16 protein-coding genes are annotated in these 17,106 nt (G+C 67.6%); 10 read left to right on the top strand and 6 right to left on the bottom strand.

The window, feature by feature from the left end; all coding sequences use genetic code 11:
- The first annotated feature begins 554 nt into the window (after positions 1–554).
- The 4 genes from OHA18_RS20635 to OHA18_RS20620 all read left to right on the top strand — a co-directional run bounded on the left by OHA18_RS20635 (position 555) and on the right by OHA18_RS20620 (position 4,038).
- Entirely contained in the window at positions 555–1,244 is a 690-nt protein-coding gene (locus OHA18_RS20635) for a uracil-DNA glycosylase (RefSeq protein WP_329006140.1), read from the top strand.
- A gap of 144 nt (positions 1,245–1,388) precedes the next feature.
- Positions 1,389–2,096, top strand: a complete 708-nt coding sequence (locus OHA18_RS20630) for a DUF969 domain-containing protein (protein ID WP_329005791.1) — start codon at positions 1,389–1,391, stop codon at positions 2,094–2,096.
- Entirely contained in the window at positions 2,093–3,064 is a 972-nt protein-coding gene (locus OHA18_RS20625) for a DUF979 domain-containing protein (protein WP_329005790.1), read from the top strand. Before OHA18_RS20630 ends, OHA18_RS20625 begins: the two co-directional genes overlap by 4 nt.
- Positions 3,065–3,072: 8 nt before the next feature.
- The gene (locus OHA18_RS20620; RefSeq protein ID WP_329005789.1) at positions 3,073–4,038 is read left to right on the top strand and encodes a DUF2891 domain-containing protein; all 966 of its coding nucleotides are present in this window, start codon (positions 3,073–3,075) and stop codon (positions 4,036–4,038) included.
- On the opposite strand, the gene OHA18_RS20615 is transcribed toward OHA18_RS20620, so the two are convergent.
- Together OHA18_RS20615 and OHA18_RS20610 are read right to left on the bottom strand one after the other, a co-directional pair.
- Entirely contained in the window at positions 3,986–5,770 is a 1,785-nt protein-coding gene (locus tag OHA18_RS20615) for an ABC transporter ATP-binding protein (protein WP_329005788.1), read from the bottom strand. The two genes, OHA18_RS20620 and OHA18_RS20615, sit on opposite strands and share 53 nt — an antisense overlap.
- The gene (locus OHA18_RS20610) at positions 5,767–7,350 is read right to left on the bottom strand and encodes an ABC transporter ATP-binding protein (protein WP_329005787.1); all 1,584 of its coding nucleotides are present in this window, start codon (positions 7,348–7,350) and stop codon (positions 5,767–5,769) included. The genes OHA18_RS20615 and OHA18_RS20610 overlap by 4 nt, the downstream gene beginning before the upstream one ends.
- 214 nt (positions 7,351–7,564) lie before the next feature.
- Here OHA18_RS20610 and OHA18_RS20605 point away from each other — a divergent pair, with 214 nt between their 5' ends.
- The 5 genes from OHA18_RS20605 to OHA18_RS20585 all read left to right on the top strand — a co-directional run bounded on the left by OHA18_RS20605 (position 7,565) and on the right by OHA18_RS20585 (position 12,394).
- Positions 7,565–8,752 carry an ROK family transcriptional regulator gene (locus OHA18_RS20605; protein ID WP_329005786.1) on the top strand — a complete coding sequence of 396 codons (1,188 nt, stop codon included), beginning with the start codon at positions 7,565–7,567 and terminating at the stop codon, positions 8,750–8,752.
- A gap of 10 nt (positions 8,753–8,762) precedes the next feature.
- The gene (locus OHA18_RS20600) at positions 8,763–10,019 is read left to right on the top strand and encodes a 6-phospho-beta-glucosidase (RefSeq protein WP_329005785.1); all 1,257 of its coding nucleotides are present in this window, start codon (positions 8,763–8,765) and stop codon (positions 10,017–10,019) included.
- Complete coding sequence (locus OHA18_RS20595; protein WP_329005784.1) at positions 10,007–11,011, top strand: N-acetylglucosamine kinase; 1,005 nt, start codon at positions 10,007–10,009, stop codon at positions 11,009–11,011. The genes OHA18_RS20600 and OHA18_RS20595 overlap by 13 nt, the downstream gene beginning before the upstream one ends.
- A 93-nt stretch (positions 11,012–11,104) precedes the next feature.
- Positions 11,105–11,827 (top strand): hypothetical protein, encoded by a 723-nt coding sequence (locus tag OHA18_RS20590; RefSeq protein ID WP_329005783.1) that lies wholly within the window; start codon positions 11,105–11,107, stop codon positions 11,825–11,827.
- 39 nt (positions 11,828–11,866) lie between these two features.
- Positions 11,867–12,394: a hypothetical protein gene (locus OHA18_RS20585; protein ID WP_329005782.1), complete on the top strand. Its 528-nt coding sequence runs from the start codon at positions 11,867–11,869 to the stop codon at positions 12,392–12,394.
- Between the two features lie 100 nt (positions 12,395–12,494).
- On the opposite strand, the gene OHA18_RS20580 is transcribed toward OHA18_RS20585, so the two are convergent.
- Positions 12,495–13,382 (bottom strand): mechanosensitive ion channel family protein, encoded by an 888-nt coding sequence (locus tag OHA18_RS20580; RefSeq protein WP_329005781.1) that lies wholly within the window; start codon positions 13,380–13,382, stop codon positions 12,495–12,497.
- A gap of 126 nt (positions 13,383–13,508) precedes the next feature.
- Here OHA18_RS20580 and OHA18_RS20575 point away from each other — a divergent pair, with 126 nt between their 5' ends.
- Entirely contained in the window at positions 13,509–13,964 is a 456-nt protein-coding gene (locus tag OHA18_RS20575; protein WP_329005780.1) for a GNAT family N-acetyltransferase, read from the top strand.
- Here the strand turns inward: OHA18_RS20575 and OHA18_RS20570 are convergent.
- From OHA18_RS20570 to OHA18_RS20560, 3 genes are read right to left on the bottom strand one after another with little or no spacing between them, the layout of a single operon-like run.
- Entirely contained in the window at positions 13,957–14,850 is an 894-nt protein-coding gene (locus OHA18_RS20570; RefSeq protein WP_329005779.1) for a neutral zinc metallopeptidase, read from the bottom strand. The two genes, OHA18_RS20575 and OHA18_RS20570, sit on opposite strands and share 8 nt — an antisense overlap.
- Position 14,851: 1 nt before the next feature.
- The gene (locus OHA18_RS20565) at positions 14,852–15,805 is read right to left on the bottom strand and encodes a neutral zinc metallopeptidase (RefSeq protein ID WP_329005778.1); all 954 of its coding nucleotides are present in this window, start codon (positions 15,803–15,805) and stop codon (positions 14,852–14,854) included.
- The gene (locus OHA18_RS20560; protein ID WP_329005777.1) at positions 15,805–17,091 is read right to left on the bottom strand and encodes a neutral zinc metallopeptidase; all 1,287 of its coding nucleotides are present in this window, start codon (positions 17,089–17,091) and stop codon (positions 15,805–15,807) included. Before OHA18_RS20560 ends, OHA18_RS20565 begins: the two co-directional genes overlap by 1 nt.
- Positions 17,092–17,106 lie beyond the last annotated feature (15 nt).

The raw sequence follows: 17,106 nt of genomic DNA, 5'->3' as shown, positions 1-17,106 counted from the left end.
GACGCCACTCCAGAATCAGACCTGGCCAGGGCCCCCGCTCGCGCGCCGTACGCAGGACCCAGCAGTGGCGAGTAGCGAGGTTCGGAGGCGGCTCCCGAGAGTACCGGCGATTGGTCCCCATGTTGAGAACTATAGAACATGTGTTCGATAGAAGGTTGACTCGTACGTGTCAACCCAAACCTGTGGATTACCGACTCCGCGCACACTCGATCGGTGCCAAACTGGGGAACAGGTCTGGCGCGGCCAGCGTCCCAGACCCTGGCCCGAGCCATAGCGTGCAACGGGAGGAGAGGCGTCGGCAGGTCACCGGACCGTACTCGACGCGGTTGCAGTAGCGGTTGCGGTACGCCGCCGTGCGCGCTGGTTCGGGGCGGGTCAATCACCTTTAAAATAAGGCATCTACGAACTGACGCGAACGCCACCGAACCCAGGATGGCCAAGCTCATACCTTTGCGGGGCCGCGCCCTTTCTACCTCGGGTGGGCAAACCCTTGGTTGAGCGACACGCGAACAGTGGGCGACAACCCGGGGTGCACGGCGGGCGTGGGAACTGGAATGCTGTGGCGGGTGAGTCCCAAGACGTTGACGGATCTGGTGGCGCCGGACTGGGCCGAGGCTTTGGCGCCGGTCGAGGACACGGTCGCGCGGATGGGTGAGTTCCTGCGCGGCGAGATCGCTGCGGGGCGGCCGTATCTGCCGGCGGGTGAGAACGTGTTGCGCGCGTTCAAGCAGCCGCTGGAGCAGGTGAAGGTGCTGGTGGTCGGCCAGGACCCGTACCCGACGCCCGGACACCCGGTGGGTCTCAGCTTCTCGGTCGCGCCGGACGTTCGGCCGATTCCGCGGAGCCTGGCGAACATCTACCGCGAGCTGATGGCGGACGTCGGCGTACCGGCTCCGTCCAACGGTGATCTGACGCCGTGGGCCGAGCAGGGTGTGTTGATGCTCAACAGAGTGCTCACCGTGCAGCCCGGCAAGTCCGGTGCGCACCGCGGCAAGGGCTGGGAGAGCGTGACCGAGCAGGCGATCCACGCGCTGGTGGACCGCGGCGGCCCACTGGTTGCGATCCTCTGGGGCCGCGACGCGCAGACCCTCAAGCCGATGCTCGGCAGCACGCCATACGTCGAGAGCGCACACCCGAGCCCGATGTCCGCGGACCGCGGCTTCTTCGGCTCCCGCCCGTTCAGCCGCGTCAACGCCCTCCTGGAGCAGCAAGGCGCGACTCCGGTCGACTGGCGCCTCCCCTAACAACCCTGCACCGATAACGCGCCGGACCCTCGCGGTCACGGCGCGTTCGCACGTGTCCGGACAATTTGTTCGAATGATCCATTGCAGGATCGTTCAACAATCTCCTATGGTGAGCGGAATCGCCCTGTCCCTCCGGGAGGAACCATGTGGGTTCTGCTCGCCATTGCGGTGGTGGTCGTCGGGTTCGCGCTCCGGATCAACTCGATGCTGGTCGTCACCGCGGCCGGGATCGTGGCCGGCCTGATCGGCGGCCTGTCTCCGGTCAAGATCCTGAACGCGTTCGGCGACGGGTTCGCCGGCAGCCGGTCCGTCACCGTCTTCATCGTCACGTTGCCCGTCATCGGGCTGATCGAGCGCTACGGCCTGCAACACCAGGCCCGCAAGCTGATCAGCAAGCTGAGGGTCCTCACCACGGGCCGCTTGCTGGCCCTGTACATGCTGATCCGGCAAGGCACGGCCGCGGTCGGACTGACCAGCATCGGCGGCTACGCGCAGGCAGTCCGGCCGCTGATCCATCCGATGGCTGCCGGCGCGGCCGAGCGCAAGTACGGCACCTTGCCGGAGAAGATGCAGGAGAAGATCAAGGGCTTCGCGGCCAGCGCCGACACCGTCGGGGTCTTCTTCGGTGAGGACATCTTCGTCGCGATCGGCTCGATCCTGCTGATCACCGGCTTCGTGGACACGACGTACGGCCTGAAACTCGAAGCGATCGACATCGCCGTCTGGGCGATCCCGACCGGCATCTGCGCGCTGCTCATCCACGGCTCGCGGCTGTGGTTGCTGGATCGCACGCTCGACAAGATGGCCGCCGAGGCCGACGCCGACGCTGACGCCGAGGAGGCGACCCGGTGATCAAGGTCGAGTGGTTCTACTGGCTGTGCGGGATCTTCTTCCTGCTGATCGCGCTGCAGGCCTTCAACGACCGCAGCAACCGCAAGCGCCTCGGCAGCGCGGCGTTCTGGGGCATCCTCGGACTCTCGTTCTGCTACGGCACGTTCGTCGTACACAAACAGGCACCGGCCTGGTTGCTCGGCATCGCGGTGATCGGGATCGCGGCGCTGGCCGGCGCGGGATTCCCGGGCCGCGGTCAGGAGCGTACGACGACACCCGAGCAGCGCGCGCGCTTCGCCGACCGGTTCGGCAACAAGCTGTTCCTGCCTGCTCTGGTGATCCCCGTCGTCGCGGCGATCTTCGGCGCCTGGCTCGCCAAGGTGAAGCTCGGCAACGGCAAGCTCCTGCTCGAGAGCGGCTCCGCCACCATCATCGGCCTCGGCGTCGCCTCGATTCTGGCGCTGATCGTCGGCGTCATCCTGTTCCGCCCGAAATCGCCTGCGGTGCCGCTGCACGAGGGCCGGCGATTGCTCGAGCACATCGGCTGGGCCGCGATCCTGCCGCAGATGCTCGCCACGCTCGGCCTGCTGTTCACCGCGTCCGGTGTCGGCAAGGCGGTCGGCCGGGTCACCGATCACCTGATCCCGAAGGGCTCACTGATCGCTGCCGTGGCGCTCTACTGCATCGGGATGGCGATCTTCACAATCATCATGGGCAACGCCTTCGCGGCGTTCCCGGTGATGACAGCCGCGGTCGGTTGGCCGCTGCTGGTGCAGCAGTTCCACGGCACGCCGGCAGTGGTGTTCGCGGTCGGCATGCTCGCGGGCTTCTGCGGCACGCTCTGCACGCCGATGGCCGCCAACTTCAACCTGGTTCCAGCAGCCCTGCTGGAGATGAAGGATCAGTACGGACCGATCAAGGCCCAGGTCCCGACGGCGATCCCGCTGCTGGCTTGCAACATCGTCATCATGTACATCTTCGCGTTCTAAGGAGTCCCATGAAGTACGCCGCCGACTGGGCCGACATCGCCTGCACAGTGCTCGAAACGATGTACCCGTACAGCGCCGCGCACGCGACAACCGGCCCGGACGACGTCGACTCGACCCCGGATCGCCTGCATCCGGCGTTCCACGGGTCGTACGACTGGCACTCCAGCGCGCACATGCAGTGGTCCCTGGTCCGGTTGCTCACGCTGGCACCGGACCAGGTCGGCCGGCGCCCGATCGAAGTACTGGACGGGCGCCTCACTCCGGAGGCGATCGCCACCGAGGCGGCGTACCTGCGGGAGCGGCCGTACTACGAACGCCCGTACGGCTGGGCCTGGGCGGCGATGCTGGTGGCCGCGGGCCGGCAGACTCGATGGGCCGAGGCGCTGCCTCCGCTCGGCGACGTCATCGCGGACCTAGTACTCGCCTGGTTGCCGAAGCAGGCGTACCCCGTGCGGCACGGCGTACATCTCAACACGGCGTTCGCGCTCGCCCTGCTCCATGAGGCGTACGGCGAGCTGGGCCGGGAGGATGTGGTCGATGCGATTCACGCGCGGGCGCTGGACTGGTTCGGCAGCGACACCGCGTACGACACTCGCTTCGAACCGTCCGGAACCGACTTCCTGTCCCCGGCGCTGTCCGAAGCGGAACTGATGCGCCGCGTACTGCCGGACGCCGAGTTCGCGGACTGGCTTTCCGCGTTCCTTCCAGGCCTAGGTAAGGGGGCGCACCGGCATTTGCTGGAGGTGCCGATCACCGATGACTCCGGAGATGGGCAGCTGGCGCACCTCTCGGGTCTGGCCCTGAGCAGGGCTTGGCAGTTGCGGACGATCGCACCTGCACTGCCTGACGTTGCCGACGTACTGCGCGCCGGCGCGGACCGTCAGGTCGATGCCGTACTGCCGACAGTTACTGGCGGGGACTTCATGTCGACGCACTGGCTCGTGTCGTTCGCCCTCCTGGCTGACCAGGCGTAGACGTCCCGGTCCAGCTCCGCCAGAGCTGCGCGTAGCGCCCACCGGCGGCCAGCAACGCTGCATGTGTTCCTGACTCGACCACCCGCCCCTGGTCGAGGACAACGATGCGGTCTGCCTGCTCAGCCTGCGTCAACCGGTGCGCGACAACCAGAGTGGTCCGGCCGGCAGTCGCTGCCACACTGGCTCGCTCCAGCTCACGCGCACCCGCGCTACCGGCTTCTGCAGTCGCTTCATCCAGTACGGCGACAGGCGGGTCCGCGAGCACGAGCCGCGCGAAGGCAATCTGCTGCGCTTGTGCACCGGTCAGTTGATGACCGTTCTCACCCACCACCGTGTCGAGGCCCTCCGGTAGCGCGCGTACCCAGGCCAGCGCACCAACCCGGTCGAGTGCCGCTTCCACTTCGGAGGCGGTCGCAGCGGGCCGTGCGAGCCGCACATCTTCGACCAGCGGGCCGGAGAAGACATGTACTTCCTGGCTGAGCAGGGCGACCTGTGTACGCGTCCGGGCCCCGCCCAACTCGCGGATGTCGACTCCACCGAGCTTCACCGCGCCGGCCGACGGCGCAAAAACTCCGGCGGCAATGGCTGCCAGCGTCGTCTTGCCAGCACCACTCGCACCCACCAGCGCGACCCGTTCACCTGGTTCGAAGCGCAGCGATATCCCGGTCAGCACCTCAGGACCGTCGTACCTGTGGCTGATCGCCTGCAGCTCGAGCGACGCGTCGGCCGGCCCCTGACCTGAGGGTGGTTCGGGCGCCGGCTCGATCTCGAGTACACCGGCCAACCGGGACATGCCCGCGGCCGCCGTCTGGATCTGGTCGAACTCCATCAGGACAACGTTGACCGGGTTGAACAACCGGTGGAAGTACAACGCCGCCGCAGTCACTGCCCCCACGCTCACCGCATCGGCACGTACCAGGAAGAACCCGGTCACCAGGATCGCGGTCAGCCCGGTGACCTCCGCATGGTTGATCCGCGACGAGAAGAAGCTGAACAACCGGAACACCGTGATCGAGATGTCCCGAGCCGTCCCCGACGTCGCGCGGATCTTCTCCAGCTGCCGGTCCTCCAGCTGGTACGCGCGCACGGTCGCGCTCCCCCGCAAGGACGCGATGATCGCCTCGGACCGCTCGCCCAGCGCAACCCGCTCCTGCTTGTAGTACGGCGCCGACCGCCGCAGATACCACCGCAACGCGAGTAAATACATGGGTACGGCGAGCATCCCGGCCAGACCGAGCCGCCAGTCGAGCGCGAACATCCCACCCACGGTCAGCACGATCGTCAACGCCGCACCGAGCACCGACGGACCCACCTCGGTCAGCGCGGCCGCGACCGAAGCCACGTCGTCACCCACCCGCGAGAGCAGGTCACCCGTCCGCACCTTCTCCAGCACCGGTGCGGGCAACTGCAGCACGCGATCGAGCACCTGCTCACGAATCCGCGCCAGCACGGTCTCACCGACTCGCGCGACCAGCGTCACGCCGAGCGCGGTCAGTACGCCGGACAGCACCGCGGCGATCCCGATCATCAGAACGACCCGCACGATCGCCGACCGGTCGCCGTCGGTGATCTGGTCGATCAGCTGACCAAGAGCCCATGGAGCGACCAGTCCGGCCGCACTGGCTCCAGTGATCACGACAGCCGCGAGAACCGACAGCACCGGCAGTCGCCGGATCTCTCGCCACAGAACGGTCCACGTCGCCCGCGGACCGGCAACAGGAAGCAGGTTCATCGCAGCACCGCCTCCTGATACCCCGCATCCGACGAGGCGAGGTCGGAATGGATGCCCTCAGCAACCACCGTCCCGTCGGCGATCACAACCACCCGGTCCATCTTTCCCAGCAGTGCTGGGCTGCTCGTCAGCACCAGCGTGGTGCGGCCAGTTCGCTCGTCAGCCAGTCCCTCCGCCAGCAACTCCTCGGTCACCGCATCGACCGCCGTACTCGGATCGTGCAGCACCAGCAACGGCGGCTCAGCCAGCAATGCACGCGCCAGTCCGAGCCGCTGACGCTGCCCACCCGACAACGCCTGCCCACGGTCAGCCAGTGGGCGGTCCAACTCTTCGATGAGGTCAGCCGCGCCGGCGGCGGTCATCACACGCTCAAGCCTCTTCTCCGCCAGGAGGTTCGTGCGGAGCGTGCCTTCGAAGAGATCCGTCTCGTGGCGCTCAAGCAACACAGTCCGCCTGAGCAGGTCTACGTCGAGCTCCTCAAGCGTGGTGCCTCCGATGAGGACTGTGCCGGTGTGCTCCGGGGCCCTTCCAGCCAGCACGGTCAGCAGAGCGTCGGCATCGCGAGGGTCGTAGCAGAGGACGCCGACGGACTCTCCCGGCTGGAGCACCAATGTCAGCGAGGAGAGGGTCCCGTGCGACACGCCTTCCAATGTCAGAAGAGGCTTCGCCGGGTCGAGGGAGGTTGCGGTGCCGGTGACAGTCTGGGGCGGCGACGAGAGGACTGCGGAGAGGCGTGCGGCCGATGCGCGGGCCCTCGCGAAGATCTGGCTCGCGTAGCCCAGCGTGCCGACCGGTTCGGCCACGAACTGCGCCAGCCCGACCACAGTGATCAGTTCGCCGATCGTGATCCGGCCGTGCAGAGCGAACCATCCGGCAACCCCGGCAACCGCAGCGAGCAACAGACCGCTCAGTGCAGTCGTCACGCCGTCCTGCAATCCGTTGGTCGATGCCGCGCGCAGCGTTGCGCGCAGAGTGTCCTGGCTGGAGTGCCGGTATCGCGCAGCTGCGTTGTGCTGCGCGCCGATCCCCCGCAGCGTCCGCAGCCCAGCGACCAGGTCGGTAGCTAGCGCAGTCGTCTGCGCAACCGCCTCCTGCTGACTCGACGTACGACGCGTCAGCAGCGGTGACAACGCCTGAATCCCCAGCACCAGCAGCGGTACGCCGATCAGCACGCCGAGCCCTAGTGGTACGTCGACCAGCAGCAAGGACACCGAGGACACGATCAACGCAGTACACGCGGCGGCGCCCACCGAGAGACCCCGCATCACCAGTGCGGCCTTCTCGGCATCCGATGTCGCGATCGACAGCAGCTCACCCGACCGCAGCCCGGTCCGGTGACCACGCGGGTCCAGCACCCGCTGTGCGATCTCCAGCCGCAGCAGATGCGTCTCGTACTCGATCGCCCACACCACTTGCCGCGCACCGGTCTTCCAAGCGTTCGACAGGACGGCGAACAGCACGACCATCATCAGCACGCACCACAGCAGCGGCTCGATCCGGCCCGTCGTCACCGCCCGGTCCACGAACACACCGATCGCCACCGGCACCGCCGCCTCGGTGGCCTGATGCAACGAGAGCACCAGCACTCCTGCGACCATCCGGCCCCGGTGCCGCCGAACCGCCCGTCTCAACAACTCCCCAGTGGACATAGTTAGGTAACCCTAACCGACCATCGCCGATTGACACCCGCCGAAGTCCGCCGTACGGTCTCGCGTTAATAGTAAACTTTCCTAACAGTTCACGGGATCAGCGCGGCGTGTACCCGCGAGCGGCGATGGGAGGCAGGGTTGGCTCATGGCAACAACACCCGGAACGCCGCGCCTGCTGCGCGCGATGAACGACCGCGCCGCCCTGGATCTGCTGCTCAGCCAGGGGCCGCTCTCCCGTACGACGCTGGGCAACCTGACCGGTCTGTCCAAGCCGACCGCGTCGCAGCTGCTCGCCCGGCTGGAGGCAGCCCACCTGGTCCGCCCCAGCGGCACCACCGCGGGGCGCCCCGGCCCGAACGCGCAGCTGTACGAGATCAACGGCGGCATCGCGTACGTCGCGGGCCTCGACGTGACGCCGACGCGGATCCGGGCCGCGGTCGCGGACCTCACCGGCAACGTGGTCGGCGAGTACGAGCTGGCCACTCCCGGCCGCAGCGCCAAGGGCACGGTCGACCGGGTAGTGAAGGCGATCGAGGGTGCGGCCGGCGAGGCAGGGATGAACCGTGAACGCCTGCACCGGGTCTCGATCGGCACACCGGGTGGCTTCGACCCGACCACCGGCCGGCTGCGGTACGCGACGCACCTGCCCGGTTGGCATGCCCCGCATCTGCTCGAGGAGCTGGCCGCTGCGGTCGCCGTACCACTGGAGGTCGAGAACGACGTCAACCTGGCCGCGATCGCCGAGCAGCGCGTCGGCCATGCCCGCGAGCACGACAACTTCGTGCTGCTGTGGGGCGAGGAAGGCATCGGCGCCGCGATCGTGATCAACGGCAGGCTCCACCGCGGTGCGACCGGCGGCGCCGGCGAGGTCGCGTTCCTGCCACTGCCGGGTACACCGCTGGTCCGCAACGTCGGCCGGAACAACGCCGGTGGCTTCCAGGAGCTCGCCGGTGGCGAACCGGTCCTGGAGCTCGCCCGCGAACACGGCCTGAAAGCCCGTACGCCGGAAGCCGCGATCGCGGTCGCACTGCAGACCGAGGGCGCCGGCGACGCCGTACTCACGGAGTTCGCGCACCGGCTCGCCGTCGGTCTGGCTGCGATCGTGGCGGTCGTCGACCCGGAGCTGATCGTGCTGGCCGGCGGCGTCATCACCGCGGGCGGCGAACGCCTGCGCGGCCTCGTCCAGGACGAGCTCGCCGATCTCGCCGTACCCAGGCCGCAACTGCTGATGACCGCGATCAGCACCGACCCTGTGCTCTCCGGAGCCTTGCAGTCCGCCCTCAGCACGACCCGTGACGAGGTCTTCGACACCGCTGGTCCCCCTGTCACCTAGGAGCAACCGCATGAAACTCACAGTCGTTGGTGGCGGGTCCACCTACACGCCCGAGCTCGTCGACGGCTTTGCCCGGTTGCGGGACACGTTGCCAGTGTCGGAGCTGGTGCTCGTCGATCCGGCGGCGGACCGGCTTGAGCTGGTCGGCGGTCTGGCCCGCCGGATCTTCGCAAAACAAGGGCATCCGGGCCGCGTGATCACCACGTCCGACCTGGACGCGGGCATCGAGGGTGCGGACGCCGTACTGCTCCAGCTCCGCGTCGGTGGGCAGGCCGCGCGCAACGAGGACGAGACCTGGCCACTGGAGTGCGGTTGTGTCGGCCAGGAGACGACTGGTGCCGGTGGCCTCGCGAAAGCCCTGCGGACCGTGCCGGTAGTGCTGGACATTGCGGAGCGGGTACGGCGTACCAATCCGGACGCGTGGATCATCGACTTCACCAACCCGGTGGGCATCGTGACGCGTGCGCTGCTGTCGCACGGCCACAAGGCGGTCGGGCTGTGCAATGTGGCGATCGGGTTCCAGCGCCGGTTCGCAGCCATGCTCGGGGTCACACCGGAGGAGGTGTCGCTGGACCACGTGGGGTTGAACCACCTGACCTGGGAGCGCGCGGTCCGCGTCAACGGCGAGGACATGCTGCCCAAGCTGCTCGCCGAGCACCTCGACGAGCTGTCCGAGGACCTGATCCTGCCGGCGGACGTGGTGCGCGAGCTGGGCGTCGTACCGTCGTACTACCTGCGCTACTACTACGCGCACGACGCAGTGGTGAAGGAACTGCTCACCAAGCCGTCTCGGGCCGCTGAGGTCGCTGCACTCGAGAAGGAACTGCTGGACATGTACGCCGATCCGAAGCTCGACGAGAAGCCCGCACTGCTCGAGAAGCGCGGCGGCGCGTACTACTCCGAAGCAGCTGTCGCACTGGCGTCGTCACTGCTGAACAACACCGGTGACGTACAGGTGGTGAACACCCTGAACAACGGCACGTTCCCGTTCCTCGCTGACGATGCTGTCATCGAGGTGCCGGCCACTGTCGGCGCCGAGGGTACGACGCCGGAGCCGGTCGCCCCACTGGAACCCTTGTACGCCGGACTGGTCGCACACGTGACGGCGTACGAGGACCTGGCGCTGGAGGCCGCAGTGAAGGGCGGATCGGAGCGGGTGTTCAAGGCGCTGCTGGCGCATCCTTTGGTCGGGCAGATCGCCATCGCGCAGGCGCTGACCGACAAACTGCTCGCGCACAACAAGGCGTACCTCCCGTGGGCGCGCTAGTCCCCGGCGGAGTCCTCGCCTTCGACGCCGGCAACAGCAAGACAGATGTCGCACTGGTCGCCGCAGACGGGACAGTGCTCGGTACGGCGCGTGGTGGTGGGTTCGAACCGCAGAAGATCGGGCCGGTCGCCGCAGTGGCCGGACTGGAGCCTCTGGTACGTGCTGCGGCGGCTGATGCCGGGCTGCGACTGGGCGACGTACCCCTGGTGCAGCAGATCTCGGCGTGCCTGGCGAACGCCGACCTGCCGATCGAGGTGGAGCAGCTGACCAGTGTCTTCGAGGACTGCGGTTGGGCGGAGTCGGTGTATGTCACCAACGACACGTTCGCTCTGCTGCGGTCCGGGGTGGACGAGCCTCGTGGCGTGGCAGTGGTGTGTGGGGCAGGGATCAACTGTTCCGGGATGTTGCCGGACGGACGCACTGCGCGGTTCACGGCACTCGGGAAGGTGACCGGTGACTGGGGCGGCGGTGCACAGCTGGCCGAGGAGGCGTTCTGGTCGGCGTCGCGGGCAGAGGACGGCCGCGGGCCGGCGACCGCATTGCTGACCGCACTGCCGATGCACTACGGCCTGCCGTCGCTGGCCGCGGTGATCGAGGCGTTCCACTTCGGCGAGTTCCCGGCCGAGCGCCAGCTGGAGGCCGGGCCGGTGCTGTTCCAGGTCGCGGCCGCCGGCGACACTGTTGCCTTGGGCATCATTCAGCAACAGGCCGAGGAGATCGTCGCGATGGCGGTCAGCGCGTTGCGGCGCCTCGAACTGCTCGACGAGCGTGTCACCGTCGTCCTCGGTGGCGGCGTTCTCACCGCGGGACACTCCGTCCTGCTCGATCGAGTCGCGCAACTCCTGGCCGAGGTCGCCCCGAAGGCAGTCCCCCGCGTGGTCGACGTACCGCCGGTGGTTGGCGCGGCGTTGCTCGGACTTGACCACACGGCCGCCGGAGCGAGCGCGCAGGAGCGGTTACGCGCCGCATTCGCGCCACCACCGGCCGCTTGACATTGCATCCGCATTTCATTGGAGAGCGATGCAAACTCTCGTGAGTGATGTGGCGTCCCACCAGTAGGACCACATCCACTCGGGAGGTCGATGATGATTCGAAGGATCATAGGTCTCGGCACTACTGCGGCACTCGCGGTGACGGCACCGATCGTGCTCACCGGAGCTGCCGCGCCGGCCAACGCCGGCACGACAACTACGACAGCCAGCTGCAGTCAGCTCGCGTCTGCGACCAACATTTCCGCGGCGACGTACGCCGACCGCCTGGTGCGCGCCTGGGGCAGCGGTGCGACCGCCACGGCCAACTGCTACGCGTCGACAGCCGTCACCCGCACGCTCTACGGGCAGGTAATGCCCGGTGGCATCCATTGGCGTCGCGTCTCGACCGAAGGCGCCGCGGGGACGATCTACGTGACGTACCACGACGACGCTCGCGGCGGGAACCTCACGATCGGCGTACAGAACGTCGGTCTGCGCGCGGCCAACGGCTGGCACGCGGCGTACACCGCGAAGTTCAGCGGCGAGCCGCAGGCGTGGAACGCGGTCCAGTGGTCGGACAACCTGGTCCGGGCCTGGGGACGCGGCGACACGAAGTGGACGGCGTACTACGCAACGCCGACCGCGGCCGCGCAGCTGCACAAGGTCGCGGCGAAGGGCGGTTCGCACTGGACGCGCATCGCCACCGAGGGCGCGGCCGGTACGACGTACGTCACCTACCGGAACGACGTCACCCGGCACACGCTGGTGATCGGCGTGTCGAACGTCGGCCTGTCACAGGGCGACGCGCACGCGGCGTACACCGTGCAGTACCACTGATTGCTTGAGCTCGTCCTGCTGAAGTGTAATCATGATTACATGAGTACACAGACCGAGCAGGAGAAGGTGCGGGGCTGGCTGACCGGGCGGTTGCCGGGCGACTGGTTCGAGGGTGAGACCGAGCTGTCGATCGACCGGGACGAGATCCTGATCGTCGGCCGGATCCCCGCACCCGAGCAGAGCAAGGATGTGAGCGACTCCGAGCGCTCCGCCGCCGAAGCGGGCCGGGTCAAGCAGTTCCGCGAAGACACCCGTGACCACCGGATCGAGATCGCCCGCGAGCTCGAGCACGCCACCCGGCGGAAGGTCGCCTGGGGCGTCCGCTGCGGCGAGACCAGGACGGTGTTCACCTCACTGTCCGCGCCGGTGATGACCCGGCTCCGCCAGCCCGAGCGCCAGGTCCTCGACACCCTCGTCGACGCCGGCGTGGCACGCTCACGCAGCGACGCCCTGGGCTGGTGCGTCAAGCTGGTCGCCCAGCACAGCGAAACCTGGCTCTCCGACCTCCGCGAAGCCATGCGCAAGGTAGAAGACGTCCGCGAGGCAGGCCCTGGCACCGAGAGCTGACACCCACCCTCTGTGTACTCGCCTGCTGTAGACAGAGGACGGGCGGCAACCCGGTTGGATTGCCGCCCGCTCGAGGAGAACCGCTGAACAACCAGCCCGTCTACTGACCCTGTTGCCAGTTGGCGTTGGGCTGGGTGCCGTTGGACCAGGTACCGGCGCTGTGGGCAGCCGTATGCTGCTCGGGCTGGGCCGGCTGCTGGGTGGGCTGCTGGTAGCCGTTGTCGTAGGCGCCCTGGGGCGGGTACGCCGTCGTGCCGTTCTGGTCGGTGGTGGGCTTCATCATCTTGTCGCGGTCGAACAGGCTGGCGAGCGCCCGGCCGGCCATCTCGCGGCCCCCGAGGCCGAAAGCGAGACCGAGGGCGAGCGCGGCGCCGGCGAGGACGATCAGCAGCGTGTTCCCGGTCAGCTGGACCGCGATACCGAGCTGGGTCAGGGCGGCGAACGCGGCGTACACGAGGATCGCGTACTTACCCACCTTGGCCAGGGTTTCGTTGCCGGTGGCACCACGGATGATCGCGGCCAGGAAGTTCGCGAACAGCGCCGCCAGGCAGACGATCACGATCGCGGCGAAGATCCGCGGGATGTAGCCGAGCATGGTGCTCATGAAGTTCGAGATCTCCGGCACGCCGAGTGCGGAGGCGAACATCGTGAAGCTGATCAGGAACACGAACCAGAACACGACCTTGCCCAGCATCACCGAAGCGGTCAGCCCCGTGCCCGACCGTTGCAGCACACCGGAGACGCCGGCGCGCTCCATCCAATGGTCGAACCCGACCCGGCCGAGGAGCTTGCCGACGAGGTTCCCGAGCACTTTCGCGACGAAGTACCCGATCACCAGGATGACCAGGCCACCGAGCAGGTTCGGGATGAACGACAGAAGCTTGCTGAAGGCATCTTCGAACGGTTGGGTGAAGTCGATCGCTAAACGCTGACATCGGATGTTCCTTCCGGACTGGGCCCGCATCCGCTGCCGCGCAGGACTGCACACGACCCCGGCACGGGCGGATGCAGTGGTGTCCAGTATGACTCGTACCCTTGGTTGCGCAGGGCAAACAGCTTGGCACGGCGGGTCCCACTAGGAAAAGTGTTTGCATAAGTTTGAGATGCTGCGACCATGACCGAAGTCCTGATCCGCCGCGCCACCGCCGCCGACGTCGGCCCGATCGTCACGATGATCGCCGACGACCAACTGGGCGCGACCCGCGAGTCCGCCGACGACCTCACGCCGTACCTGGCCGCGTTCGAGCAGATCGACGCCGATCCCAACCAGCTGCTGGTAGTTGCTGAGCGCAACGATGAGGTGATCGGCACGCTGCAGCTGACGTTCATCCCCGGCCTGTCCCGGCGCGGTTCCACCCGCGGCCTGATCGAAGCCGTCCGGGTCGCCGCCCCCGCCCGCGGCGCCGGCCTCGGCACCACCCTGATCCAGTGGGCCATCGAAGAATCCCGCACCCGGGGCTGCACCATGGTCCAACTCACCTCGGACAAATCCCGCACCAACGCCCACCGCTTCTACACCACCCTGGGCTTCACCAACTCCCACGAGGGCTTCAAACTCAAACTCAGCTGACCCGCTTGGGCGGTGCTGTGAATGTGTTGCAGGAGACGGGGTTGGCGGAGCGGAAGCCCAGCTCGCTCCAGTAGCCGTGGTTCTTGCGGCTGCCGTGGTCGGGCACATGTTCGGGGGCGTTCTCGTCGCCGGCATGGGTGACGAAGTAGTAGAACGTGTCGAGGCGGTCGCCGGTCAGGCCGAGGGGTTTCCGTTCGGCGCCGAGGAAGGCTGCGGCGAAGCAGCTCGCCTGGAGTTCCATCCTGCGGTTGCGCTCCAGCTCATCAGACTTGAACGGCAGCTGACCTGTGTCGTACATCGTCATGATGCCGGTCAGCGTCTGCAGGTGATGACCGTACTCGTGCGCGAGCGTGTGCAAGAGCCGGATTGTTCGCCAGCCGGCCTCCTCGACCGCGAACGTGTGCCAGCCGAGACAGATGGCATCCTCTCCCGTGTCGTAGTACGCCCCGCGATCGTCGGCGTCCACCGCGGGATCACAACCACCACTTCCGAAAGGGACGAGTGCGGCCGGCGTGAACTCGACGTCCGCGCGCGGAACCAACGGTGCCCAAGCCCGATTCAAACAGTCCACCAGCGTCCGCGCGTACCGAACGATCCCTGCGTTGTCCTTGGGCGCTGTGCCCGGCAACACGCACCGCACCCCGCGCACCTTGCCGGCCGTGTACAGCCCGTTCCCGACGAGAAGCGAATCATCCGGCGAAGTCGGCGTAACCACCGTCTGCACCGCCCGTCGAGTCGCCACCGGCGTGGGAGTCGGCGTCAGTGTCGGAGTCGGTGTCGGAGTCGGCGCTGGATCGGCTGCTGCGGAGGTGTTGTGCGGCGTACATGCTCCTGCGAACAGGACGCTCAGGGTGACGGCTACCGCGAGCGTGATGCGGTTTGGCATGTTAGGTGACCTTGCTGGGTGGGACGGACCAGGTGTTGCAGGCGGAGGGGGACTTGGCTTTGAAGGCGGCTTCGGCCCAGGCTGTGCTGCTCTTGCGTGAGCCGTGCTCCGGTTTGACGGCGGGTGGGTCGTCGTCACCGGAGTACGCCGCGTCCTCGTAGTCCTGCAACCTGTCCTCGTCGTACAGGTGAAGGGTTTGCTGATTCGCGCCGATGAAGGCGGAGGCGAAGCAGGACGCCTGCAGTTCGTGGCGGCGCATCTGCTCGAGTTGCGCCGCGCCGGTGGTCCGGTCCCAGCGGTCCTCGAAGTACGACGAGATCCCGACCAGTTCCTGCACGTGGTGCCCGAACTCGTGCGCCATCGTGAACTGGAGGTACACACCGGCCCACACCCGGTCGTACGCGTCCTCCTCGACGAACTGCCGCCAGTCGAGATAGATCCCGGAGCCCGCGGAGCAGTAGAACCCACCGACTTCCTTGGTGAGGATCCCGCAGCGCGTCTTCGAGCCGGCATTGACGGCGTACACGTTTGCGGAGGAGAACACGACGTCCGAACGCTCGACGACCGGCTTCCAGGCTCGCTGGAGACAGCCCAGGACCGCGCTCGCGTACAGCTGCACTTCCCTCCGCGTCGTCAGCGCGATCTGTGGCAACTCGCAGGGCACCGCCGGAACCTGACCCGTCGAGTAGATCTTGTTGCGGACCAGGTAGGTCTTCTCCAGCGATCGGTACGTCGGGGTCGCCTCCGGTGCCTTCGGCGGCACCCGCACGGTCTTCGGCGCGGTCGGCACCCGGCTGGGTTTCGGCGTCGGCGTCGGACTGGGAGTGGGACTCGGCGTCACAGATGGAACCGCGGCTGAGATTGTGGATCCGGCCGCAGGCGCACGCGAGGGCGCGCAGCCGGCGGAGACCGCGACGGCCAGCCCGAGGAGAGCCGCCACGACCCCGCGGTGCATCAGCTCACCTTGGCGGCGGAGGCGACGAACGTGTTGCAGGAGGCGGGGTTGGCGGATTTGAAGGCGGGATCGGACCAGGCCCAGTTGCTCTTGCGGGAGCCGTGGTCGCGGACCTTCTTCGGGTTGTACTCGTCGCCGGAGTGCTGCGCCTCCCACTGCCAGATCCGGAGCTTGTCACCCGACAGCCCGAGCGACTTCTTGTTGGCGCCGAGGAAGGCCGCGCCGAAACAGGTCGCCTGCAGCTCTTTGCGGCGGGACCACTCGAGTTCCTCGGTCTTGGTCTTCGCCCAGCCTTCGCGCGACCACGCCGCGGTGAGCATCTCGGTCATCTCCTGGACGTGGTGGCCGTACTCGTGCGCCATCGTGTCCATCATCCAGACCCGGGCCGCGACCGGATCGTCCTTGTAGTACTTGAGGTCGTTCTTCCAGCTGATGTTGATGCTCTCGTCTTCCCCGCAGTAGTAGGCGACGTCCTCCTCACCGGTGCAGTCGGTCGTCGCGTTCGGCTGACTGGTCTGCAGTACGACCTTCGGCGAGCGGAACTCGTACTTCGAGGCCTTGATCACCGGCGCCCAGGCCTTGTCCAGACAGGGCAGGAGCGCCTTGTAGTAGCGGAGGATCGCCGACTGGGAGTTCGGCTTGATCGCCGGCTCCTTGCAGCTCACCGAGGCGACCAACCCGGCCTTGTACACCGCGTTCTGCCGGAGCCTCTCCAGGTCAGGCACCGTGGTCGCCGTGACCGTCACCGTTGGGTCCGGGGGGACGGGGAGGGGGACCTGGGACTTCTTGACCGATGGCTGGGAGAGGGGGTTGTCGACTCTGGTGTCGTAGGAGTTGATGAGTTTGAAGCCGGCGACGGTGGCGCCGGTGAGCATGACCAGGACCAGGGCGGACAGGCCGGCGACGACCCGGCGGGAGTAGTGGCGGGGCGGTTTGACCGGCGGCGGCTCCGTCGAGAACTGCGGTACGCCGCGGGACGGGTTCTTGTGCCAGCCGGTCGAGCGCTGGCCGCCGATGCGGCGGGTGCCGGTCAACGGCGGCGCCGGTACGCCGGTGAGCGGGGCGACCGGTGGGCCGCTGTAGTCGCTCGTGGTGCCCGGTTCGGTCGGGATCGGGCGGGCCTTGCGGCGCGCCGGGGCGTCCTCGAGGGCGACCGAGCGCGCCTTCCCGAGACCGCCTGGTTGCGAGCTCCGCAGCGTGAGCGGGCGGGTGCCGGCGGCCGGCTCGTCGCTGCCGCCGGGCAGGAAGTGTCCCGGCTTCGGCGTACCGTCCTCGGAGTCAGACATCGGCCATTCCCATCT

This window comes from Kribbella sp. NBC_00709 (assembly GCF_036226565.1).
GTDB lineage: Bacteria > Actinomycetota > Actinomycetes > Propionibacteriales > Kribbellaceae > Kribbella.
Note: the sequence above shows the minus strand (reverse complement) of the source record. Positions and strands in the feature narration are given on the sequence as shown.